Raw genomic sequence first — 16,791 nt, forward strand, 5'->3', positions numbered from 1 at the left:
ACCTTTTTCCTATAACGCAGGAACTCCACCGACTACTCAAAGAAAATTCCGAAGACGATAAACAGTACCGCAGGTATGTGGACAGTATGAAAAGCTCCGTACTGACGGCTTTTTATACACCGCCGCAGGTTATAGATGCCATTTCCGAAACCTTGCGTGAAAGTGGTCTGAACATTCAGAAATTCCTCGAACCCTCCGCAGGTATCGGCTCGTTCATACAATCTTTTTCAGAAAATCAAAAAGCAACTGTTACCGCCTATGAAAAGGATTTGCTCACAGGCAAGATTTTAAAACGACTATATCCCGAAAGCAATATCCGCATAGGCAGCTTTGAGGACATACCCGAAAAAGAACAAGGTACTTATGATGTAATAGCCAGTAATATCCCTTTTGGCGATACTGCCATTTTTGACCTTTCCTACTCCCGAAGCAAGGACACGGCAAAAGTACAGGCTGCCCGAAGCATTCATAATTACTTCTTTTTGAAAGCTAATGATATGCTTCGTGAGGGCGGTTTACAAGCATTTATTACCTCGCAGGGAATATTAAACACCCCAAAGAATGAGCCTATTCGCAGGGCGTTAATGGAAAACAACAATTTGGTATCAGCTATCCGTTTGCCCAATAATCTGTTTACTGACTATGCTGGAACGGAAGTAGGAAGCGATTTAATTATTCTGCAAAAAGACAGTACAAAGCAAGAGCTTTCTTGGAGGGAAAACCGTTTTTGTGAAAGCTATATCAATTCTGATAATGTATCTGTTAATGTGTTATTGGAAAAACCTACTCGGGCTGTTCACACTGACCGAAAATTAGATACAGACCCCTACGGAAAATCTGCTATAATTTACACACACAAAGACGGGGTTGAGGGCATTGCAAAAGACCTTAAACAAATGCTTTCCGATGATTTTGGGAAGCATCTGAATTTGTCTTTGTACAAAGGCGAACGGAACGATGAGCCTATCGTACAAATTCCAATACAGCCAACACCTATACCTCCGGTTATTGAGCGTGAAATCAGGCAGCCCGAACAACCACGTTTTACGCAACCAATCAGCGTACAGGAAAGCCCACAGGAATTAAAGCAGTTGAGCATTTTCGACCTGTTTGATAACACAGATGAACCCGTAGCTGTTCTTGCTCCGCCAAAGCGGGCTGTACAAAACAAAGTACAAACTTCCAAAAGAAGAAAAGCACCAATAAGCCGCCAAAATGATTTGTTCAGTGGAATAATGCAGCAGCCTTACACTCCTCCTGTTTCAAACGGCACGGTCAATAAACCGCCACAAGTCAATGGCGTTAAGCAGGAAGTAATCGGTGATTTGTTTTGGCAAATAGACGGTATTGCCCAAGTTGAAAATCCTGCAATTATCAATATTATCCCTGAACCTGCATTATACGGTCAGGAATTACAATCGTTCCACCGAAACGATTGTCTTGTAGCAGATAAAAACTGGGTGGGTCATCTACAAGATATAGATATAAAAGGTGGCATGGCAATGTTCCACCCTTTGCAATTACCGCCTTTACAAAAAGCAAGAGCCGAAGCGTACATTGCTGTTCGTGATGTTTACCACGAGCTTTACAGCAAAGAAGCTGAACTACAAACCGAACACAAAACAGAAAGAGAGCACCTTAACCGCTTATACGATGCCTTTGTAAAAAGATACGGAAACCTTAACAATGCCGATAACATCAAGCTGATAAAAACAGACAGTGCCGGAAAGGAAATACCATACCTGGAGCGTATGGTTGGCGGTGTGGTACACAAAGCGGATATTTTCAGCCGTCCCGTAAGTTTCTCTACGCTAACCATAGCAACAGATAGTCCCGAAGAAGCGTTAGCGGCTTCGCTGAACAAATACGGAAGCGTGGATTTGGACTATATGTCCGAAATCAGCAGTATGTCTGCCGATGCGCTGAAAGAAGCCCTGCACGGGCGTATTTTCTACAATCCTTTACATAAGGAATACGAAATCGGCGAACGTTGGATTGCAGGTAATGTCGTTGAGAAAGCACAAGAAGTAAGCAACTGGCTTGAAAGCAATCCCGATGATGCAGAAGCCAAACAGAGCCTTACTGTTTTAGAGGAGGCCCGACCAAGACGGATTGAATTTGAAGAGTTAGACTTCAATCTCGGTGAACGCTGGATACCGACTGGTATTTATGGCAGGTTTGCTTCGCACCTGTTCGATACAGACGTGAACATTCACTACTCCGAAAGCTCGGACGACTTTTCTGTTTCCTGCAAACAAAAGAATGTTCATATATGGGATAAATATGCGGTCAAGGCGCAGAGCCGGACGTTTGACGGAATTGCCCTGCTTAAACACGCACTCGTAAATACCGTACCCGATATAACCAAGAAAATAACGGTTGATGATAAGGAAGTAAAGGTGCGTGATATGGAAGCCATACAAATGGCAAACACAAAAATTGACGAAATCCGTACCGCCTTTACCGACTGGCTTCATGCCCAAAACAATGAGTTTAAAAACAGGCTTACCGACCAATACAACGATACCTTTAACTGCTTCGTCCGCCCGACTTATGACGGCTCACATCAAGACTTTCCGGGATTAGACCAAAAGGCATTGGGCATTGAAGACTTGTATTCCAGCCAAAAGGACACCGTTTGGATGATAAAACTGAACAACGGTGCTATATGCGACCACGAAGTAGGTGCAGGGAAAACATTGGTTATGTGTACGGCTGCACAGGAAATGAAACGTTTGGGCTTAGTCCACAAACCGATGATTATAGGGCTGAAGAGCAACGTTCACGAAATTGCCGAAGCCTACCGCACTGCTTATCCACACGCTAAAATTCTGTTTCCGGGCAAAGAAGATTTTACGCCACAAAAACGATTGCGGATTTTCGGTGATATTAAAAACAATGATTGGGACTGCGTGATATTGACACACGACCAGTTCGGTATGATACCGCAATCGCCCGAAATCCAGAAAGAAATCCTCGAAATAGAACTGGACAGCGTGGAACGAAACCTCGATGCGATGCAGGCACAGGGCAATGAGGTAACAAGGGGAATGCTTGCCGGAGCCATCAAACGGAAAGAAAACCTCGAAGTAAAATTAAAAACTTTGAAACACGATATTGAAAATCGTAAAGATGATGTGGTGGATTTTAAAATGATGGGTATTGACCATTTGTTTGTGGACGAAAGTCATCAATTTAAAAACTTGATGTTTAATACCCGTCATAGCCGTGTTGCTGGATTGGGTAACGTGGACGGTAGCCAAAAGGCAATGAACCTTCTATTCGCTATACGTACAATACAAGAACGAATTGATGCGGATATGGGTGCGACTTTTCTTTCGGGTACAACTATCAGCAATTCGCTTACTGAATTGTATTTATTGTTCAAATACCTCCGACCACGAGCATTAGAGAAACAGGGTATCAACTGTTTTGATGCGTGGGCGGCAATCTATGCCCGAAAAACAACCGATTATGAATTTTCGGTGGCTAACAATATCGTAGCAAAAGAACGTTTCCGTTATTTTATCAAAGTGCCGGAGCTTGCACAGTTCTACTCCGAAATCACGGACTACCGAACGGCAAAAGATATAGGTATTGACCGACCAGCAAAAAACGAAATGCTGTATAACATACCGCCAACTCCTGACCAAGCTGTTTTTATCCAAAAGCTGATGGATTTTGCCAAAACAGGAAATGCAATCCTGCTCGGAAGACCGCCGTTATCGCCATCAGAAGAAAAAGCAAAAATGCTTATTGCTACGGATTACGCACGTAAAATGTCGCTGGATATGCGAATGGTAAGCGGAGCTTACGAAGACCATCCCGACAATAAGGCTTCGCATTGTGCCAATAATATTGCGAAGTATTACCACAAATTCAATGCACAAAAAGGAGCACAATTCGTGTTCTCAGATTTGGGAACTTATAAACCGAACGAATGGAATGTGTACTCCGAAATCAAACGCAAGCTCGTGGAAGACCACGGCATCCCTGCACACGAAGTACGTTTTATACAAGAAGCCAAAACGGACAATCAACGTAAGGAACTTATCAAAGGAATGAACGAGGGCAAAATCCGTGTGCTGTTTGGCTCAACGAGTATGCTCGGAACGGGTGTCAATGCACAGAAAAGAGCCGTTGCCATTCATCATTTAGATACACCGTGGCGACCAAGCGACCTTGCCCAGCGTGATGGTCGGGCAATCCGAAAAGGCAACGAAATTGCCAAATTCTTTGCCGATAATAAAGTAGATGTGATTATCTATGCCGTTGAGAAATCATTGGACAGTTATAAGTTTAACCTATTGTTCAACAAACAACTTTTCATAGACCAGTTAAAATCCAATAATCTCGGTAAACGAACGATAGATGAGGGCAGTATGGACGAAAAATCGGGAATGAATTTTTCGGAGTATGTGGCTATTTTGTCGGGCAATACCGACCTGCTGGATAAAGCGAAAATAGAAAAACAGATTGCAGGGCTGGAAAGCGAAAAACAGGCGTTCAATCGTTCTAAATCGAGTGCCAGATACAAATTGGAAGATTACAAAGAAGAACTTAACAAAACGCAATCCCGCTTTGACCGTATGAGCCTTGATTGGGGAAATTTACAGCAGCGCATACAAAAACGGAAGGACGGCACGGTTATCAATGCTGTTCAGTTGGACGGCTTGCCACCAAACGTAAACGTAAAACAGATTGGCGAAAAACTCAACCAGCTTGCGGACAAAGCCCGTACGGGAGGTCAATATGAAGAAATCGGAAGTTTGTACGGCTTTCAACTCTTGGTAAAAACGGAAGTATCAGAAAAAGAGGGCGTGGATATTCGTGTAAACCGCTTTATGGTGCAAGGCGAGGGAAATATCAAATACACGTTCAATAACGGTGTAATGGCAAAAGACCCCGAAACCGCTTCATTGAACTTTTTGAGGGCACTGGAAAAACTGCCAACCTATATCAAAAAGGAACAGGAGAATATGTCAGAGTTCCAAAAAGATATACCGATACTTCAAGAAGTGGTCAATGGTACGTGGGCTAAAGAAAAGCAACTGAGCGAACTGAAAACCGAATTAGCGGGTATTGACCGAAAGATACAGCTATCCCTTGCACCGGAGAAGAAAGAAGAAGAACCTGCGGAGCAAGTCGAGCAGAAGCAAGAAGCTCCAAAGGTTTCAGAGAGCATTGTAAGGACGAAAGGTATTCATTTACCACGAGGGGTATTATAACATATTACCTCTCGTGCTGTTCGTCCATTTTCCTGACAAGGGCTTCTCGTAAACTGTCAAGGAATTTCGTCTGATTTATCTTGCGGGCTTTCAATTCCAGAAATGTATGATAGAAATCTCCTAAATCAATATTAAAGGTCTGTTCAAAGGTTTTGGCAATAATTTTCACATCTACATTACCATTGTTGAGAACCCCTTGTGCACACAAAGCGTAAATCAATTCGGTTAATGCAGTTTTGCTCCCTGTCCAATTCAGAGGGGAGCTTTCAGAACCCTCTTCTATTTTAGTATTACTATTTAGCTGTTCTTCAAGGTAAATTTGTAGTCTGTCATTTGCGATTATTTTTGCTACCTTATAATCGTGAGAGGTAGAAAATCTATGGTCTGTTTCAAAAAAAATAGTATCTAAACTTAATTTGATGTCGTGCTGTCCACGTACAAAATATTTGTGGTCAAGATAGGTGCTGTTTGTCCAGTAATATTTAAGAAATTCAATGTTGCCGTCACTGAACCTTTTCAGCTTTACCAATTTTTCATTCAAACAAGCTTCCATAACCTGCTTTCCGCCGAAAGGTTTTTTGGCTTCTATCTTATAAATAGTATTGTAATAAATGAGTTTGGCAACGATAACAGGCTTCTGATACTTAAAAAAATAAACTTCTTCTTCCAAATCTTTAAACCCCTCTTTCAGCACGTATTTTTTTACTTCAGACAGGCAGTTAACAATCTTAGATATTATGGTTTCAATCCGCTGTAAAGGGTTATTAGCATCAATCTCTAATTCTTTGATTACTGTTTCTAATTTGCTCAATGTTTTGTTATAAAATTTTTCCATATAGTAAACCAATCTGTTATATAGTATAATTTGGGCTTTCTTTTAAAATTTTGCTTTTTTACAATATTCCTTTTGAAAAGTTTAAAATTTATGGAGGAATAAGGTAATCCGTCATAATCTATTGGTTTACATATAAATTACCGTTACGTCAATCGTTTTGTCTGCATTTAATTCAAAACTTGCTTTGGAAAAACCGGGTCTGTTTCTTAAACCTATTGTTTGATAATTGGAAAATCCAATTCCCTCTTTGGGTAAAAGCAAACCTTTATCAACCTTACCGTTATTGTTTTCATCGTGTAGAATGTTTACGGCGTATATTCCTTTGGGCAGGTTTTTAAAAGTAATCTCGGATTTGGCATTTACAATTTTTGCTTTTTCTAATCGATAATAATTCTTGTAATCTTCGTCAGGAATTGAACCGTCTTTGTTGTAAAGGGCGAATTGTACAACGCCTTTTGAGTTTTGTAGTTTTTCTACTTTGACAGTCAATGAATATGTTTCTAAGTGACTTTCTGAAAATGAACAGAGGAAAAAACTTAACCCAACTGTAAGTAAAATTAAGATTGATGCTTTCATTTATTGCTGTTTTTTGTTTGAACCAAACTTTTCTTTCATTCTATCTACTCCGTAATACACCATCGGCACTAAATAAACCGTCAATGCCAATGAAGAAAGTAAGCCGCCAATAATTACCCAAGCCAAACCATTTTTCCATTCGGCTGCTGTTCCGCTTGCTAATGCGATGGGCAACATTCCAATTGCCATTGATAAGGTGGTCATCAAAATTGGTCGCATACGTTCTTTTCCTGCGGTAATAAGTGCCTCTTTGTAATGTTTTCCCTCGGATTTCAGTTGGTTGGTAAAGTCCACAATTAAAATAGAGTTTTTTGTTACCAACCCCATTAGCATTATCAATCCAAGCAAAGCGAATAAACTCAAATTGCTCAACGATAAATTCAATGCTAAAAATGCTCCGATAGCTGCAACAGGTATGGCGAACAACGCTACAAATGGATAAATGTAACTGTCGTATAAGGCAACCATAATGAGGTAAATCAACAAGAATGAAATCAGCAATACTGAACCCAAGGCTCCGAAACTGTCATTTTGCCGTTTGATGTCGCTGCCCCAAGTCATTTGTATGCCGTTGGGCAATGGGTTTTCATTCACATAAGCCACCACATCATCTGCCACTGTTCCCGAAGGTCTTCCGAGTGCATCGGCTGTAAGGGTTACGGCAGGTTGCCGATCTTTTCGCTCTAACAATGAAGGCGAATTATCCTGTTCAATGTTTGCAAATTGTGAAACCTCAATCGGAATCCCCATTGGATTGATAATGTTGAGTTGTTTTACATCGTCATAGTCTTTACGGCTGAATTTATCCAACCAAACCCTAACGGGATATTCTGTTCCGTTTTCAGTCAGCGTAGCATCGTCATTTCCTGTGAACGCCGTTCGTAAGTTCATTCCCACATAAGCGGTATTTAAACCTAAGCGTTGCATTTTGTCTTTGTCGGGGATAATTTTTAATTCAGGGCTTCCTGCCTCTACCGACAAACGGACATTATCTGCACCGGGAATTTTTTCAATTACTGCTTTCAAATCATTGCCTGTTTGCATTACCTGATTTAAGTTGCTTCCGCTTAATGTAATTTCTATCGGTGCTGAACGTGGAATTAACCCCAATGCAGTCATCGAAAAATTGATGCCCGAATAATCTTCCTGTAGCTCTTCCCGCAACTTTCGCATAAATGTTTCTGTGGAAAGATTTTTAATTTCTTTTTTAGATTTTAACTGAATGGTAAATTCCGTTTTATTGGCAGAACCCACACCCAAACTCCCAACACCTGTGCTTGGTCCGCCTACATTGCTGAAAACCGTTGCAACTTCGGGTTGCTGCAAAATATAATTTTCAATTTTTTCGGAAACCAAGTTGTTTTGCTGAATGGAAGTGCTTTTATCAAATTCCAAAGCGAACCTAAATTTCCCCTGGTCGCCTGTTGAAATGAGTTCTTTTCCGATAATTCCCTGTTGCATCATTGCTGCGGTTCCAACAAAAAGCACCAAAACAAATCCTGTAAAAATGAGCTTGTGATGTAAAACCCAATTCAACGTTTTGCCATACCAGGCAATGAATTTGTCTAACTGATGTTCAAACCAAAGCAAAAAACGATTGAAGAAATTAGTCGGTTGCAAATCTTCTTTTTTCCCGATGCGTGAAGCGAGCCAAGGCGTTAAAGTAAAGCCCACCAATAAACTTGTAAGCGTAGAAGTGATAACCACTACCGAAAACTGTTTGAGCATATCGGCAACAAAAACCTGTAAGAATAAAATCGGTAAAAATACTACCACATCAACCAATGTAATGGATAATGCCGAAAAACCGATTTCCATTCGTCCGTCCATTGCTGCCGCTCTTTTTTCTTTGCCCATATCCAAATGGCGTTGAATATTTTCTAAAACTACGGTAGCATCGTCCACCAAAATACCTATGATTAAAGACATTGCAAGCAAAGTCATCAGGTTGAGCGTATAACCCAAAAGCCACATTACGGCAAAGGCTGTAATTAATGAAGTTGGAATAGCAACTAAAACAATCAGCGAGTTTCTGAAACTTCTCAGGAACAGCAACATTACCAATGACACTAAAATTACGGCTAAAATCAAATCAAACACCACCGAATTAACGGCTGCAATGGTGTTATCGGTGCTGTCGTCCGTAACTACAAATTTTATTTCTGCATTGGTATTTTGTTTTTCAATGGATTGGAACTTTTCCCTAATCAGCTTTGACACATCAACGGCATTGGCATCGCCTTGTTTTTTTATGAGTACACCAATGCCTGTTTTTCCATTAAAACGGCTGTATGAAGTGGCTTCTTTAATACCGTCTGTTACTTCCGCAATATCCTTCACATAAACAGGGCTTCCCGGAAAAGGCATTGCTATTTGTACATTCCGAATATCATTAAGCGTATTGAATTTCCCCACCAACCGCACCGAATTATTTTCTGTATCGGTCTGTAATTTTCCGGCAGGTAAATCAATGCCCGAACGATTAACGGCTTCGACTACCTGAACCAAAGAAATTTTGTAGAGCTTCAGCTTTTCTTTATCTACTTTGATTTGAATTTCCCGTTCTTCCCCACCTAAAATGGTTATTTCTGCAACTCCTTTTAGTTGTTGGATTTGCGGGAGATAATCGTCTTTCATTCTTTGATAAAACTCCGTAGGCTGTAAATTACTCGTGGCACTGACCGACATTATTGGTAAGTCATTTGGCGATACTTTGCTCATTACGGGATTTTGAATATCGGCAGGTAAATCTTTTCGGATATTGTCAATATAGCGTTGAGCGTCCTGCATTGTTTTGTCCAAATCTGTTCCGTATTTCAGATTGGCAATGATGATAGAAGCATTGGGCAATGATTTTGTAAGTAAATAATCCACGCCTTCTAAATTGGAAAGTGCATCTTCAATTTTTCGGGAAACGGAAGTTTCTACCTCGTTAGGTTCTGCTCCGGGGTAAACGGTTCGGATTACGACAACAGGCTGATTAAAATCGGGCATTAATTCGTAGCTCAAATTTTTATAACCGATAATTCCCAACAAGGCAAACACGCTGAAAAGTACAATAATCAGCGAGGGACGTTTGATTGATATTTCTGTAATATTCATTTTCGCTAATTTTATTTAGTCGTAATATTCGCTCCGTCAAACAGATTGATAAAACCGCTTGTTATCACGATGTCGCCCTGATTTAAGCCGTCTGAAACAACCGTTTTATTGCCGATGTTTTTTGAAGTTGTGACTGCTTGCAAAACAGCTTTTCCGTTTTTCACAACATAAACCTGTGCCTGATTTTCATTGTTTATAATGGCAGAAGATGGAATGACAATACCCTGTCCCGTTTTGCTTGCGGACAATCTTACTTTCCCAAACATTCCCGATTTAATATCTGACTGATTGGTATTGGCAATCTGAAACTGTACAGGAAAACTATTGCCCATATTGGCTTTGCTTCCTGTCATTGTTACTTTACCCGAAAGGGAAATGTTGGGATAAACATCAGCACTGATTTCGTAAGTTTGATTGTTTTGGAATTGCACCAAATCATTTTCAGGAACATTGACCGTAAATCTTAAAGTAGTTATATCTGTGATTTGCAAGAGTGGAACTCCTGGTGCTGCAAAGGCTCCAACCTCGCTCAATTTTGCTGTTACCACGCCATTAAAAGGGGCTTTGATGGTTGTTTTATTGATTTGTTCCTTTAAAGTGGCTTTTTGAACTTTGGCAGATTTCAACCCCAATTTTGCCTTTTCCAATTGAACGCCTTGCACTGCATCGGCTTCTGTTAAAATGGTGTAGCGATTTACATCGTCTTGCAAGCCTTCAATTTGTACTTCAACCGATTGTAATTGCAATTTCAGCAAAGAATTATCCAACTGAATGAGTATTTGTCCTTTGCTTACATTACTTCCCACATCCACCAAAACGGAATTGATTTTACCTTGTGTTTCCGCACTGATTTTTGTTTCCCTGTTCGGCTCAAATGTTCCTGTGTATGTGTTTTCATCGTCTAAATACTTTAAACGAATGGTATCCACTTCTACCGAAATTGGTTTTTCTTTATCAAACTGATATACTTTACTTTCCATTGTTTTTTTGTTGTTTGCCAATTTGAATATTACCAAACCAACGATTGCAATTCCTACTATTATCCAGATTATTCTCTTCATCTTACTTGTTTTTAATTGTTCCCGTTATTTTTTTGAGTTCTAAATCTGCGTTCAGATAATCAATGACTGCGTTCAGATAATTTTGTTGTGCTTCACGCAAAGCATTGTCAGCTAATAGAATATCCGTGAGGTTTGCCGTTCCTTGTTTTTGTTGCAGAATGGTTTGTTCGTAAATCGTTTTGGCTAAATCAATTTGATTTTCCGTATTGGCAATGGTGTTTTGGGCGATTGTTCTCTGACGGATGGCATTTTCAATTTCCATTTCGGTTTTATCAGAAATTAGTTGGGCTTGAAGTTCATTATTGTTGATTTCCAATTTTTTCTGATTGATTTTTCGTTTTGTAACTGTACCGTTGAAAAGTGGGTATGTCAGTTGCAATCCTGCAAAGCCTATGGGATAGAATTTCAGAAAGTCATTGGGCGTTTTATCGTAGCCAAAACCTGTTGTACCGTAGGAAGCAATTAAATTTAGCGAGGGTAGAAACCTTGATTTGTTCAGTGTATTTAGTTCGGTATTCAATAACTTGTTTTGTGTCTGGATAATTTTCAAATCCAATATATTTTCAACATTAGTTTCCGTCAAGGCTTGCTGTTCGATTTCCGAAACAACTGTGATATTTCGCTCCAATGGAATACCGATATTCAGTTTCAGTGCATTTAAAACCTGTAAATATTTGCTGTAAACATTTTCTCTTTGTGTACCCAATTGCTCGGCTTGTAATTTTACTTTGCTTACATCCGTCCCTTTTGCCAATAGCTGTTCTTTCAACAGTTCCATATTCTTTAACAGCTTTTGGGTATTTATCAGATTACTTTCTAAAAAATCAAGCTGATGTTTCAGAATTTGAGCATTGTAATACAGTGTTGTTATATCAAACAAAACCTGTTCTTCCGATTTTTGAAATTGAAGCTGTGTGAGTTCATTGGCAATTTTTGTGTTCTCAATCGCTCCGTAAATTTGCGGATTATACAAAGGCATTGCTAACTGCACATTTGCATTGATGTTGTGCGGAACACCGAATTGCAAATCCCTGAACTGTCCCTCCGATGCTTGCGGATTGAGTGCATTCATCGGCATTAATTGCGTGGGCAACTCTATAAAATATTTGTAATCTGCATTGGCAGTAACTTTCGGAATGAGATTGGCTTTCGCTTCTTTTTCCCTTTGTTCACCGATGCTGATATGGTTTCTGTTGATTTGCAGGGTTTTGTTATATACCTGTGCTGTATCAATACATTGCTTCAGTGTCCATACTTCCTGTGCCTGAACGGTATTCCACCCGATAAATATCAGCAGAATGAAGATAGGTTTGTGAGTATTCACTAACATAATAAGGTAAATTTTTTGTTTCTCTTTTATAAATAACGAAAACTACTCCTGCCGTATCATTGTCAGTAACATTTTAAAACGTTCAGTTGCTTTCAGCGAATGGGGAATGTTGGCAGGCATAATGATGGAATTGCCTTTCCTTAACTGATAGAGCTTTCCGTTGATGGTTATTTCAGCTTCGCCGTCAAGAATTTGAACAACGGCATCGTAGGCAGCCGTATGTTCAGAAAGTCCCTGCTCCTTATCAAACGAAAAAAGCGTGATATTTCCTGCCTTGCTTTTGGTTACCTGCTTACTGATTACGCCTCCCTGCGTATATTCAATTGCTTCTTCAAGTGAGAAGACGGTTTCTTTTTCAAATGTTGCCATATCTCTTATTTTTTGATGATTACGAATTAATCTCCTCCTATCATCCTGGAAGTAATTCCTTTTTTAGTTGAAAATTCTGCGATTGCAATTCCCATAATATGCAAAATGATAAATATCGGGAACCAATAAATACCCCATTTATGAACCGTTTCAATTCCTTCTTTCCATTCTGTAAAAAGTTCTTTCTCAATGAAAACACCCGTAACCGCAGAAATAAATACAAAAGCATAGAAATAGATGTATGTAAATCCTTGTAAGCGTTCTTTTAACAGTTGGTTACTTTTAAAAGGATTGGGAAAGCGAATACCTTTTATTACCATATAAATTATTCTTGCTAAAAAAGCGAATATCATAACGTGGGCAAATACTTCGTGCCATTGCCACATTGGCTCACGAATGCTTTTGGCAATTTCCGTCATTTGTTCCTTAGAAACAGCAGATGTTTTACTTTGTATTATTGCCACAATATTGTTTTTATTCATCCAGTACATTCTTAAAAATCCCGTAATGAATAAAACGGGCATCGCTATTGCCATTATCCAATGTAATAATCTGTGAAAAATTGTAAATTTTCGTAAAGGGTTCATTTTTGAATTTTTTTTGATTAATTAAAATACTTATGATATTGTAGATAAGAATATTGAAGTTGAGCTATTATTTCACTTGTCTTTGCTGCATTGCTTTCATTCTCTAATTCTTTCACTAATTCCAGATGCGGATGCAGCCATTTGTGCAGCTCATCGTGGCTCTTGCCGTTCATTGTGCAGCTTTTTATAAGTTGATTATTTTGTTCTTTCAGTTGTGTTGCTAATTCCTTAAAATCTGTTTTGTTTTCCTGAACATACACATTCACTAATTCAGCACCCTTCGATACAAAAGGCTTCATTTCGTTGTTCACTACCCACTTTTCACCATTGTTCAGCTCGATAGCTTCTGAACTTTCTTCGTGATGATGTGTTGCGTGGGTTTCTTCCTGCTGGTGCGTAGCTGACTTTTCGGAACTGTTATTGCAGCTCCAAAAAAGAAATACGCTCAACCCCAATAAAATTGTCTTTTTCATATTCTGAATTATTTATTTGTTTTCAATCATTTTTAAAATTGCTTCCAATACGGCTTTCCCGTCTTTTACGAGATTGGATTTATGTCCCGAAAGCTTCCATTTCAAAACCGTAAACCGCATACCGCCAAGTATGATAGTGGTCAGCGTGGAGACATTTATCAGTTTACTGTATTGTCCTGCTTTTTGTCCCTTTTCAATGTTTGCTTTGACATATCGGTGCATTAAGTCCATTATTTCTGAAACCTTTTTGGTCAATCCCTCATCATAATGAAAAATACTTTCGGCAAAAATGACGCTTACAATTGCAGGTTTATCGGTAAACGTTTGGAGTTGCGAATGGAAAATAGCTTTCAATTCATCTCCTGCCGTTGCATCCGATTTTACAGGAATGTTGCTGATGCGGTTTTTCATTCCTGTGATGAAATAATTGAGCAAGCCAAGCAAAATATCATTTTTGCTTTTAAAATGCCGGTATAATGCCGGTTCGGATAAGCCAATATCCGAAGCCAAAGTTTTGATAGTCAGGTTTTGAATACCGTATTTATCAATTCGGGCGGTTGCGGCTTCCATTATTTCTATCTGTCTGTCGGTAAACTTTTCCATATTAATCTTTTGCCTCTAAAAAAAGTTAGTTAGTATTCGCTAACAAAGATACGGATGTTTTCTATCCCACCAAACTTTTTACCTTATATATTAGTATTTTACTTGTCGTATTATACTTTTTTCATCCGTTTCACCCATTTATATACCTCAAACCACAATACCGACAGGGAAGCAATACTCAGAGCCGTGCCTAATTCCGCCCCATTCAGTCCGGTTAAGCGGAAAAAACCGGCTAAAGGTTCAATATATAATATGGCAAAAAGAAGGATAAGGGTAATGCCGATAACGGCGGCAAACAGGCTGTTCCTGTTCTTAAAACTTTCCAGCATACTGTAATAGAAGGAACGGTTTACGAGGCTCAATAAAATATTGGCGAAAATCAACGTAGTAAAAACCATTGCCCTTGTCTGTTCTTCATTTCCTCCGTTTTGCACCGTATATTGGTATGCGGATAATACGCCTGCGGTTATTGCCAGTCCCTGAACAATACTTATACCAAGCTCTTTCCAGTTCAGGAAAGTATCTGTCATTTTTCTTGGCTTTTGCAGCATCGTATTCTTTTCCATCGGTTCGTTTTCATACACTATGGAGCAGGTAGGCCCCATTACCAGCTCTAAAAAGATAACGTGCACCGGTGTAAATATCTGCGGGAACACCCAACCCAGAAATAACGGCAGGGAAACAGTGAGGATAATCGGGATATGAATGGAAATGATGTATTGAACGGCTTTTTTGATGTTGGCATAAATCCTTCTGCCGGATGCAATGCCGATAATCAGCTTGCCTAAATCATCATTGGTAATCACTAAAGCCGCCGCTGCTTTGGCTATCTCTGTTCCCTTGTTGCCCATTGCCACGCCGATATGGGCGGCTTTCAGTGCCGGACCGTCATTCACGCCGTCACCCAGCATCGCCACCACTTCGCCTTTCTTTTTTAAAGCGTTCACTACGGCCAGCTTGGCATCGGGGAACATCCGCGTGAACAATACTTTTTCTTCGGCGGCCTGCAAAAGCTCCTCTTCCGAATACGCCATAATGTCTTTGCCCTCTACTGCTTCGGCTGTATGGGTAATGCCTGCCTGTGCAGCAATGCTTTTGGTAGTATCGGTATTATCGCCGGTAATCACTTTTACCTTTATTCCGGCATCGTAGATATGACGGAAAACTTCCTGAATACCTTTTTTGGGAGGGTCGTAGAATACTGTCAAACCCAGAAAATCAAACCTGAAATCCTGCTGTTTTGCGGGGAAATTATCACCTTCAAAATGCGACTGGGCTACGCCCAAAATCCTGAAACCCTGTTGTCCTAATGCTTTAATGATATTCCGTATTTTGGTTTTTTCGTTCTCCGAAAGCACAGAAACATTCAGAATAGCTTCCGGTGCACCTTTTGCCGCAATAATCCGCTGGTTTTCGGCATTTTCAAAAAGGTGCGTCATCATTGGCGGTTTGCCGTCCAGCGGATACTCGTGTATCATTTGAAACCGTTTCCGCTCGTCACCGGATTGTGTTTGCTCATATACTTTGTGCAGGGTTTTTTCCATTGGGTCAAAAGGCACCGGCTCGCTGCTCCACATCGCATAATCAATCAGTGTGGACAGTGCGGCATCGCCAAAATCATTCTCATCAAAAACCTTATCCGAACGGTAATCGTAAAGATGCTTCAGCTGCATCGTATTTTCGGTAATGGTTCCGGTTTTATCGGTGCAGATAACTGTTGTGCTGCCCAGGGTTTCCACAATGCTGCTTCGTTTGACGATGATGCCGTCACGCATCAGCTTCCACGCACCCAATGCCATAAAAGTGGTAAATGCCACCGGAATTTCTTCCGGCAGAACAGACATTGCCAGCGTAAGCCCGTTGAGCAGGCTGTCCGTTAAGTTTCCTGTGTGATAATAACTAAAAACACATACCATTCCGAAAATAACGATACCTATAATAGCCATTGCTTTTACAAACCTGCGGATTTGAAGCTGCAAAGGCGAGGCTTCTTCTTTTATTTCCGAAATAGAAATACCGATTTTACCAAGGCGGGTTGCTTTTCCGATTTTCTCTACTTCAAAAACGGCTAATCCCGATACGGTTAAGGTTCCGCTATAAATATTCCGGTCTTCGCTTTCGCTGCTTTTGAATACAGATAAGCTTTCGCCGGTTAAGGAAGCTTCATTAACAGAAAAATCGTTGCTGTGTATAATTCTGCCGTCAGCATTAATCATTTTTCCTTCTTCGGTAATGCAGAGGTCGCCAACAACAATTTCATTGGTCGGAATTTCAACTACCTGTGCATTTCGGATAACCTTGCTCAACGGTTCATTCAGCTTTTCCAACGCCTCCAATGCCTTTTTGCTGCGGTTGTCCTGATAAAATGAAATAGCGGAAACCGCCACAATGGCAAGAAACATAAACAAGGCTTCGCCATAATCGCCTATGATAAGGTAAATAACCGAAATAGCGAAAAGCAATATCAGCATCGGCTCTTTCAGTATGTTCAGGAGCAGTTCCAATGCGGAACTTTTGTGCACCGCATCTATTTGGTTATAGCCGTATTGCTTTCGTGAAGCGGTTACCTCGCTATCATTAAGACCTTTCAGATGGTCGGGAATATTATAGGACATAAGTAATTGGAT

11 protein-coding genes are annotated in these 16,791 nt (G+C 40.1%); 1 reads left to right on the plus strand and 10 read right to left on the minus strand.

What is annotated here, in order from left to right; genetic code table 11:
- Positions 1–86 precede the first annotated feature (86 nt).
- Entirely contained in the window at positions 87–5,228 is a 5,142-nt protein-coding gene (locus ACYVBM_RS10210; protein WP_460685657.1) for an N-6 DNA methylase, read from the plus strand.
- Between the two features lie 4 nt (positions 5,229–5,232).
- Here the strand turns inward: ACYVBM_RS10210 and ACYVBM_RS10215 are convergent, their stop codons facing one another.
- The 10 genes from ACYVBM_RS10215 to ACYVBM_RS10260 form a co-directional block, all read right to left on the minus strand.
- The gene (locus ACYVBM_RS10215) at positions 5,233–6,063 is read right to left on the minus strand and encodes an RteC domain-containing protein (RefSeq protein WP_460685555.1); all 831 of its coding nucleotides are present in this window, start codon (positions 6,061–6,063) and stop codon (positions 5,233–5,235) included.
- A 126-nt stretch (positions 6,064–6,189) separates the two neighbouring features.
- Positions 6,190–6,639 carry a DUF2141 domain-containing protein gene (locus tag ACYVBM_RS10220; protein WP_460685556.1) on the minus strand — a complete coding sequence of 150 codons (450 nt, stop codon included), beginning with the start codon at positions 6,637–6,639 and terminating at the stop codon, positions 6,190–6,192.
- The gene (locus ACYVBM_RS10225; protein ID WP_460685557.1) at positions 6,640–9,741 is read right to left on the minus strand and encodes an efflux RND transporter permease subunit; all 3,102 of its coding nucleotides are present in this window, start codon (positions 9,739–9,741) and stop codon (positions 6,640–6,642) included.
- Positions 9,742–9,752: 11 nt separating this feature from the next.
- Positions 9,753–10,802 carry an efflux RND transporter periplasmic adaptor subunit gene (locus ACYVBM_RS10230; RefSeq protein WP_460685558.1) on the minus strand — a complete coding sequence of 350 codons (1,050 nt, stop codon included), beginning with the start codon at positions 10,800–10,802 and terminating at the stop codon, positions 9,753–9,755.
- A gap of 1 nt (position 10,803) precedes the next feature.
- Positions 10,804–12,132, minus strand: a complete 1,329-nt coding sequence (locus ACYVBM_RS10235) for a TolC family protein (RefSeq protein WP_460685559.1) — start codon at positions 12,130–12,132, stop codon at positions 10,804–10,806.
- Between the two features lie 42 nt (positions 12,133–12,174).
- Positions 12,175–12,501, minus strand: coding sequence for a cupin domain-containing protein (locus ACYVBM_RS10240; RefSeq protein ID WP_460685560.1), 327 nt, complete (start codon positions 12,499–12,501; stop codon positions 12,175–12,177).
- Positions 12,502–12,527: 26 nt separating this feature from the next.
- On the minus strand, positions 12,528–13,088 hold the full coding sequence (locus ACYVBM_RS10245; protein ID WP_460685561.1) for a cytochrome b/b6 domain-containing protein: 561 nt from the start codon (positions 13,086–13,088) through the stop codon (positions 12,528–12,530).
- Between the two features lie 17 nt (positions 13,089–13,105).
- Entirely contained in the window at positions 13,106–13,561 is a 456-nt protein-coding gene (locus tag ACYVBM_RS10250; protein ID WP_460685562.1) for a hypothetical protein, read from the minus strand.
- 12 nt (positions 13,562–13,573) lie between these two features.
- The gene (locus tag ACYVBM_RS10255; RefSeq protein WP_460685563.1) at positions 13,574–14,164 is read right to left on the minus strand and encodes a TetR/AcrR family transcriptional regulator; all 591 of its coding nucleotides are present in this window, start codon (positions 14,162–14,164) and stop codon (positions 13,574–13,576) included.
- A 110-nt stretch (positions 14,165–14,274) separates the two neighbouring features.
- Positions 14,275–16,779 (minus strand): cation-translocating P-type ATPase, encoded by a 2,505-nt coding sequence (locus tag ACYVBM_RS10260; protein ID WP_460685564.1) that lies wholly within the window; start codon positions 16,777–16,779, stop codon positions 14,275–14,277.
- Positions 16,780–16,791: the final 12 nt, after the last annotated feature.

The organism is Niabella aquatica (genome assembly GCF_054779315.1).

Bases quoted from the DNA above. Each gene is read 5' to 3' on its own strand.
- ACYVBM_RS10220 (WP_460685556.1), bottom strand. From the start codon at position 6,639: ATGAAAGCATCAATCTTAATTTTACTTACAGTTGGGTTAAGTTTTTTC.
- ACYVBM_RS10230 (WP_460685558.1), bottom strand. From the start codon at position 10,802: ATGAAGAGAATAATCTGGATAATAGTAGGAATTGCAATCGTTGGTTTG.
- ACYVBM_RS10245 (WP_460685561.1), bottom strand. From the start codon at position 13,088: ATGAACCCTTTACGAAAATTTACAATTTTTCACAGATTATTACATTGG.
- ACYVBM_RS10235 (WP_460685559.1), bottom strand. From the start codon at position 12,132: ATGTTAGTGAATACTCACAAACCTATCTTCATTCTGCTGATATTTATC.
- ACYVBM_RS10240 (WP_460685560.1), bottom strand. From the start codon at position 12,501: ATGGCAACATTTGAAAAAGAAACCGTCTTCTCACTTGAAGAAGCAATT.
- ACYVBM_RS10225 (WP_460685557.1), bottom strand. From the start codon at position 9,741: ATGAATATTACAGAAATATCAATCAAACGTCCCTCGCTGATTATTGTA.
- ACYVBM_RS10250 (WP_460685562.1), bottom strand. From the start codon at position 13,561: ATGAAAAAGACAATTTTATTGGGGTTGAGCGTATTTCTTTTTTGGAGC.
- ACYVBM_RS10215 (WP_460685555.1), bottom strand. From the start codon at position 6,063: ATGGAAAAATTTTATAACAAAACATTGAGCAAATTAGAAACAGTAATC.
- ACYVBM_RS10260 (WP_460685564.1), bottom strand. From the start codon at position 16,779: ATGTCCTATAATATTCCCGACCATCTGAAAGGTCTTAATGATAGCGAG.
- ACYVBM_RS10255 (WP_460685563.1), bottom strand. From the start codon at position 14,164: ATGGAAAAGTTTACCGACAGACAGATAGAAATAATGGAAGCCGCAACC.
- ACYVBM_RS10210 (WP_460685657.1), top strand. From the start codon at position 87: ATGAAAAGCTCCGTACTGACGGCTTTTTATACACCGCCGCAGGTTATA.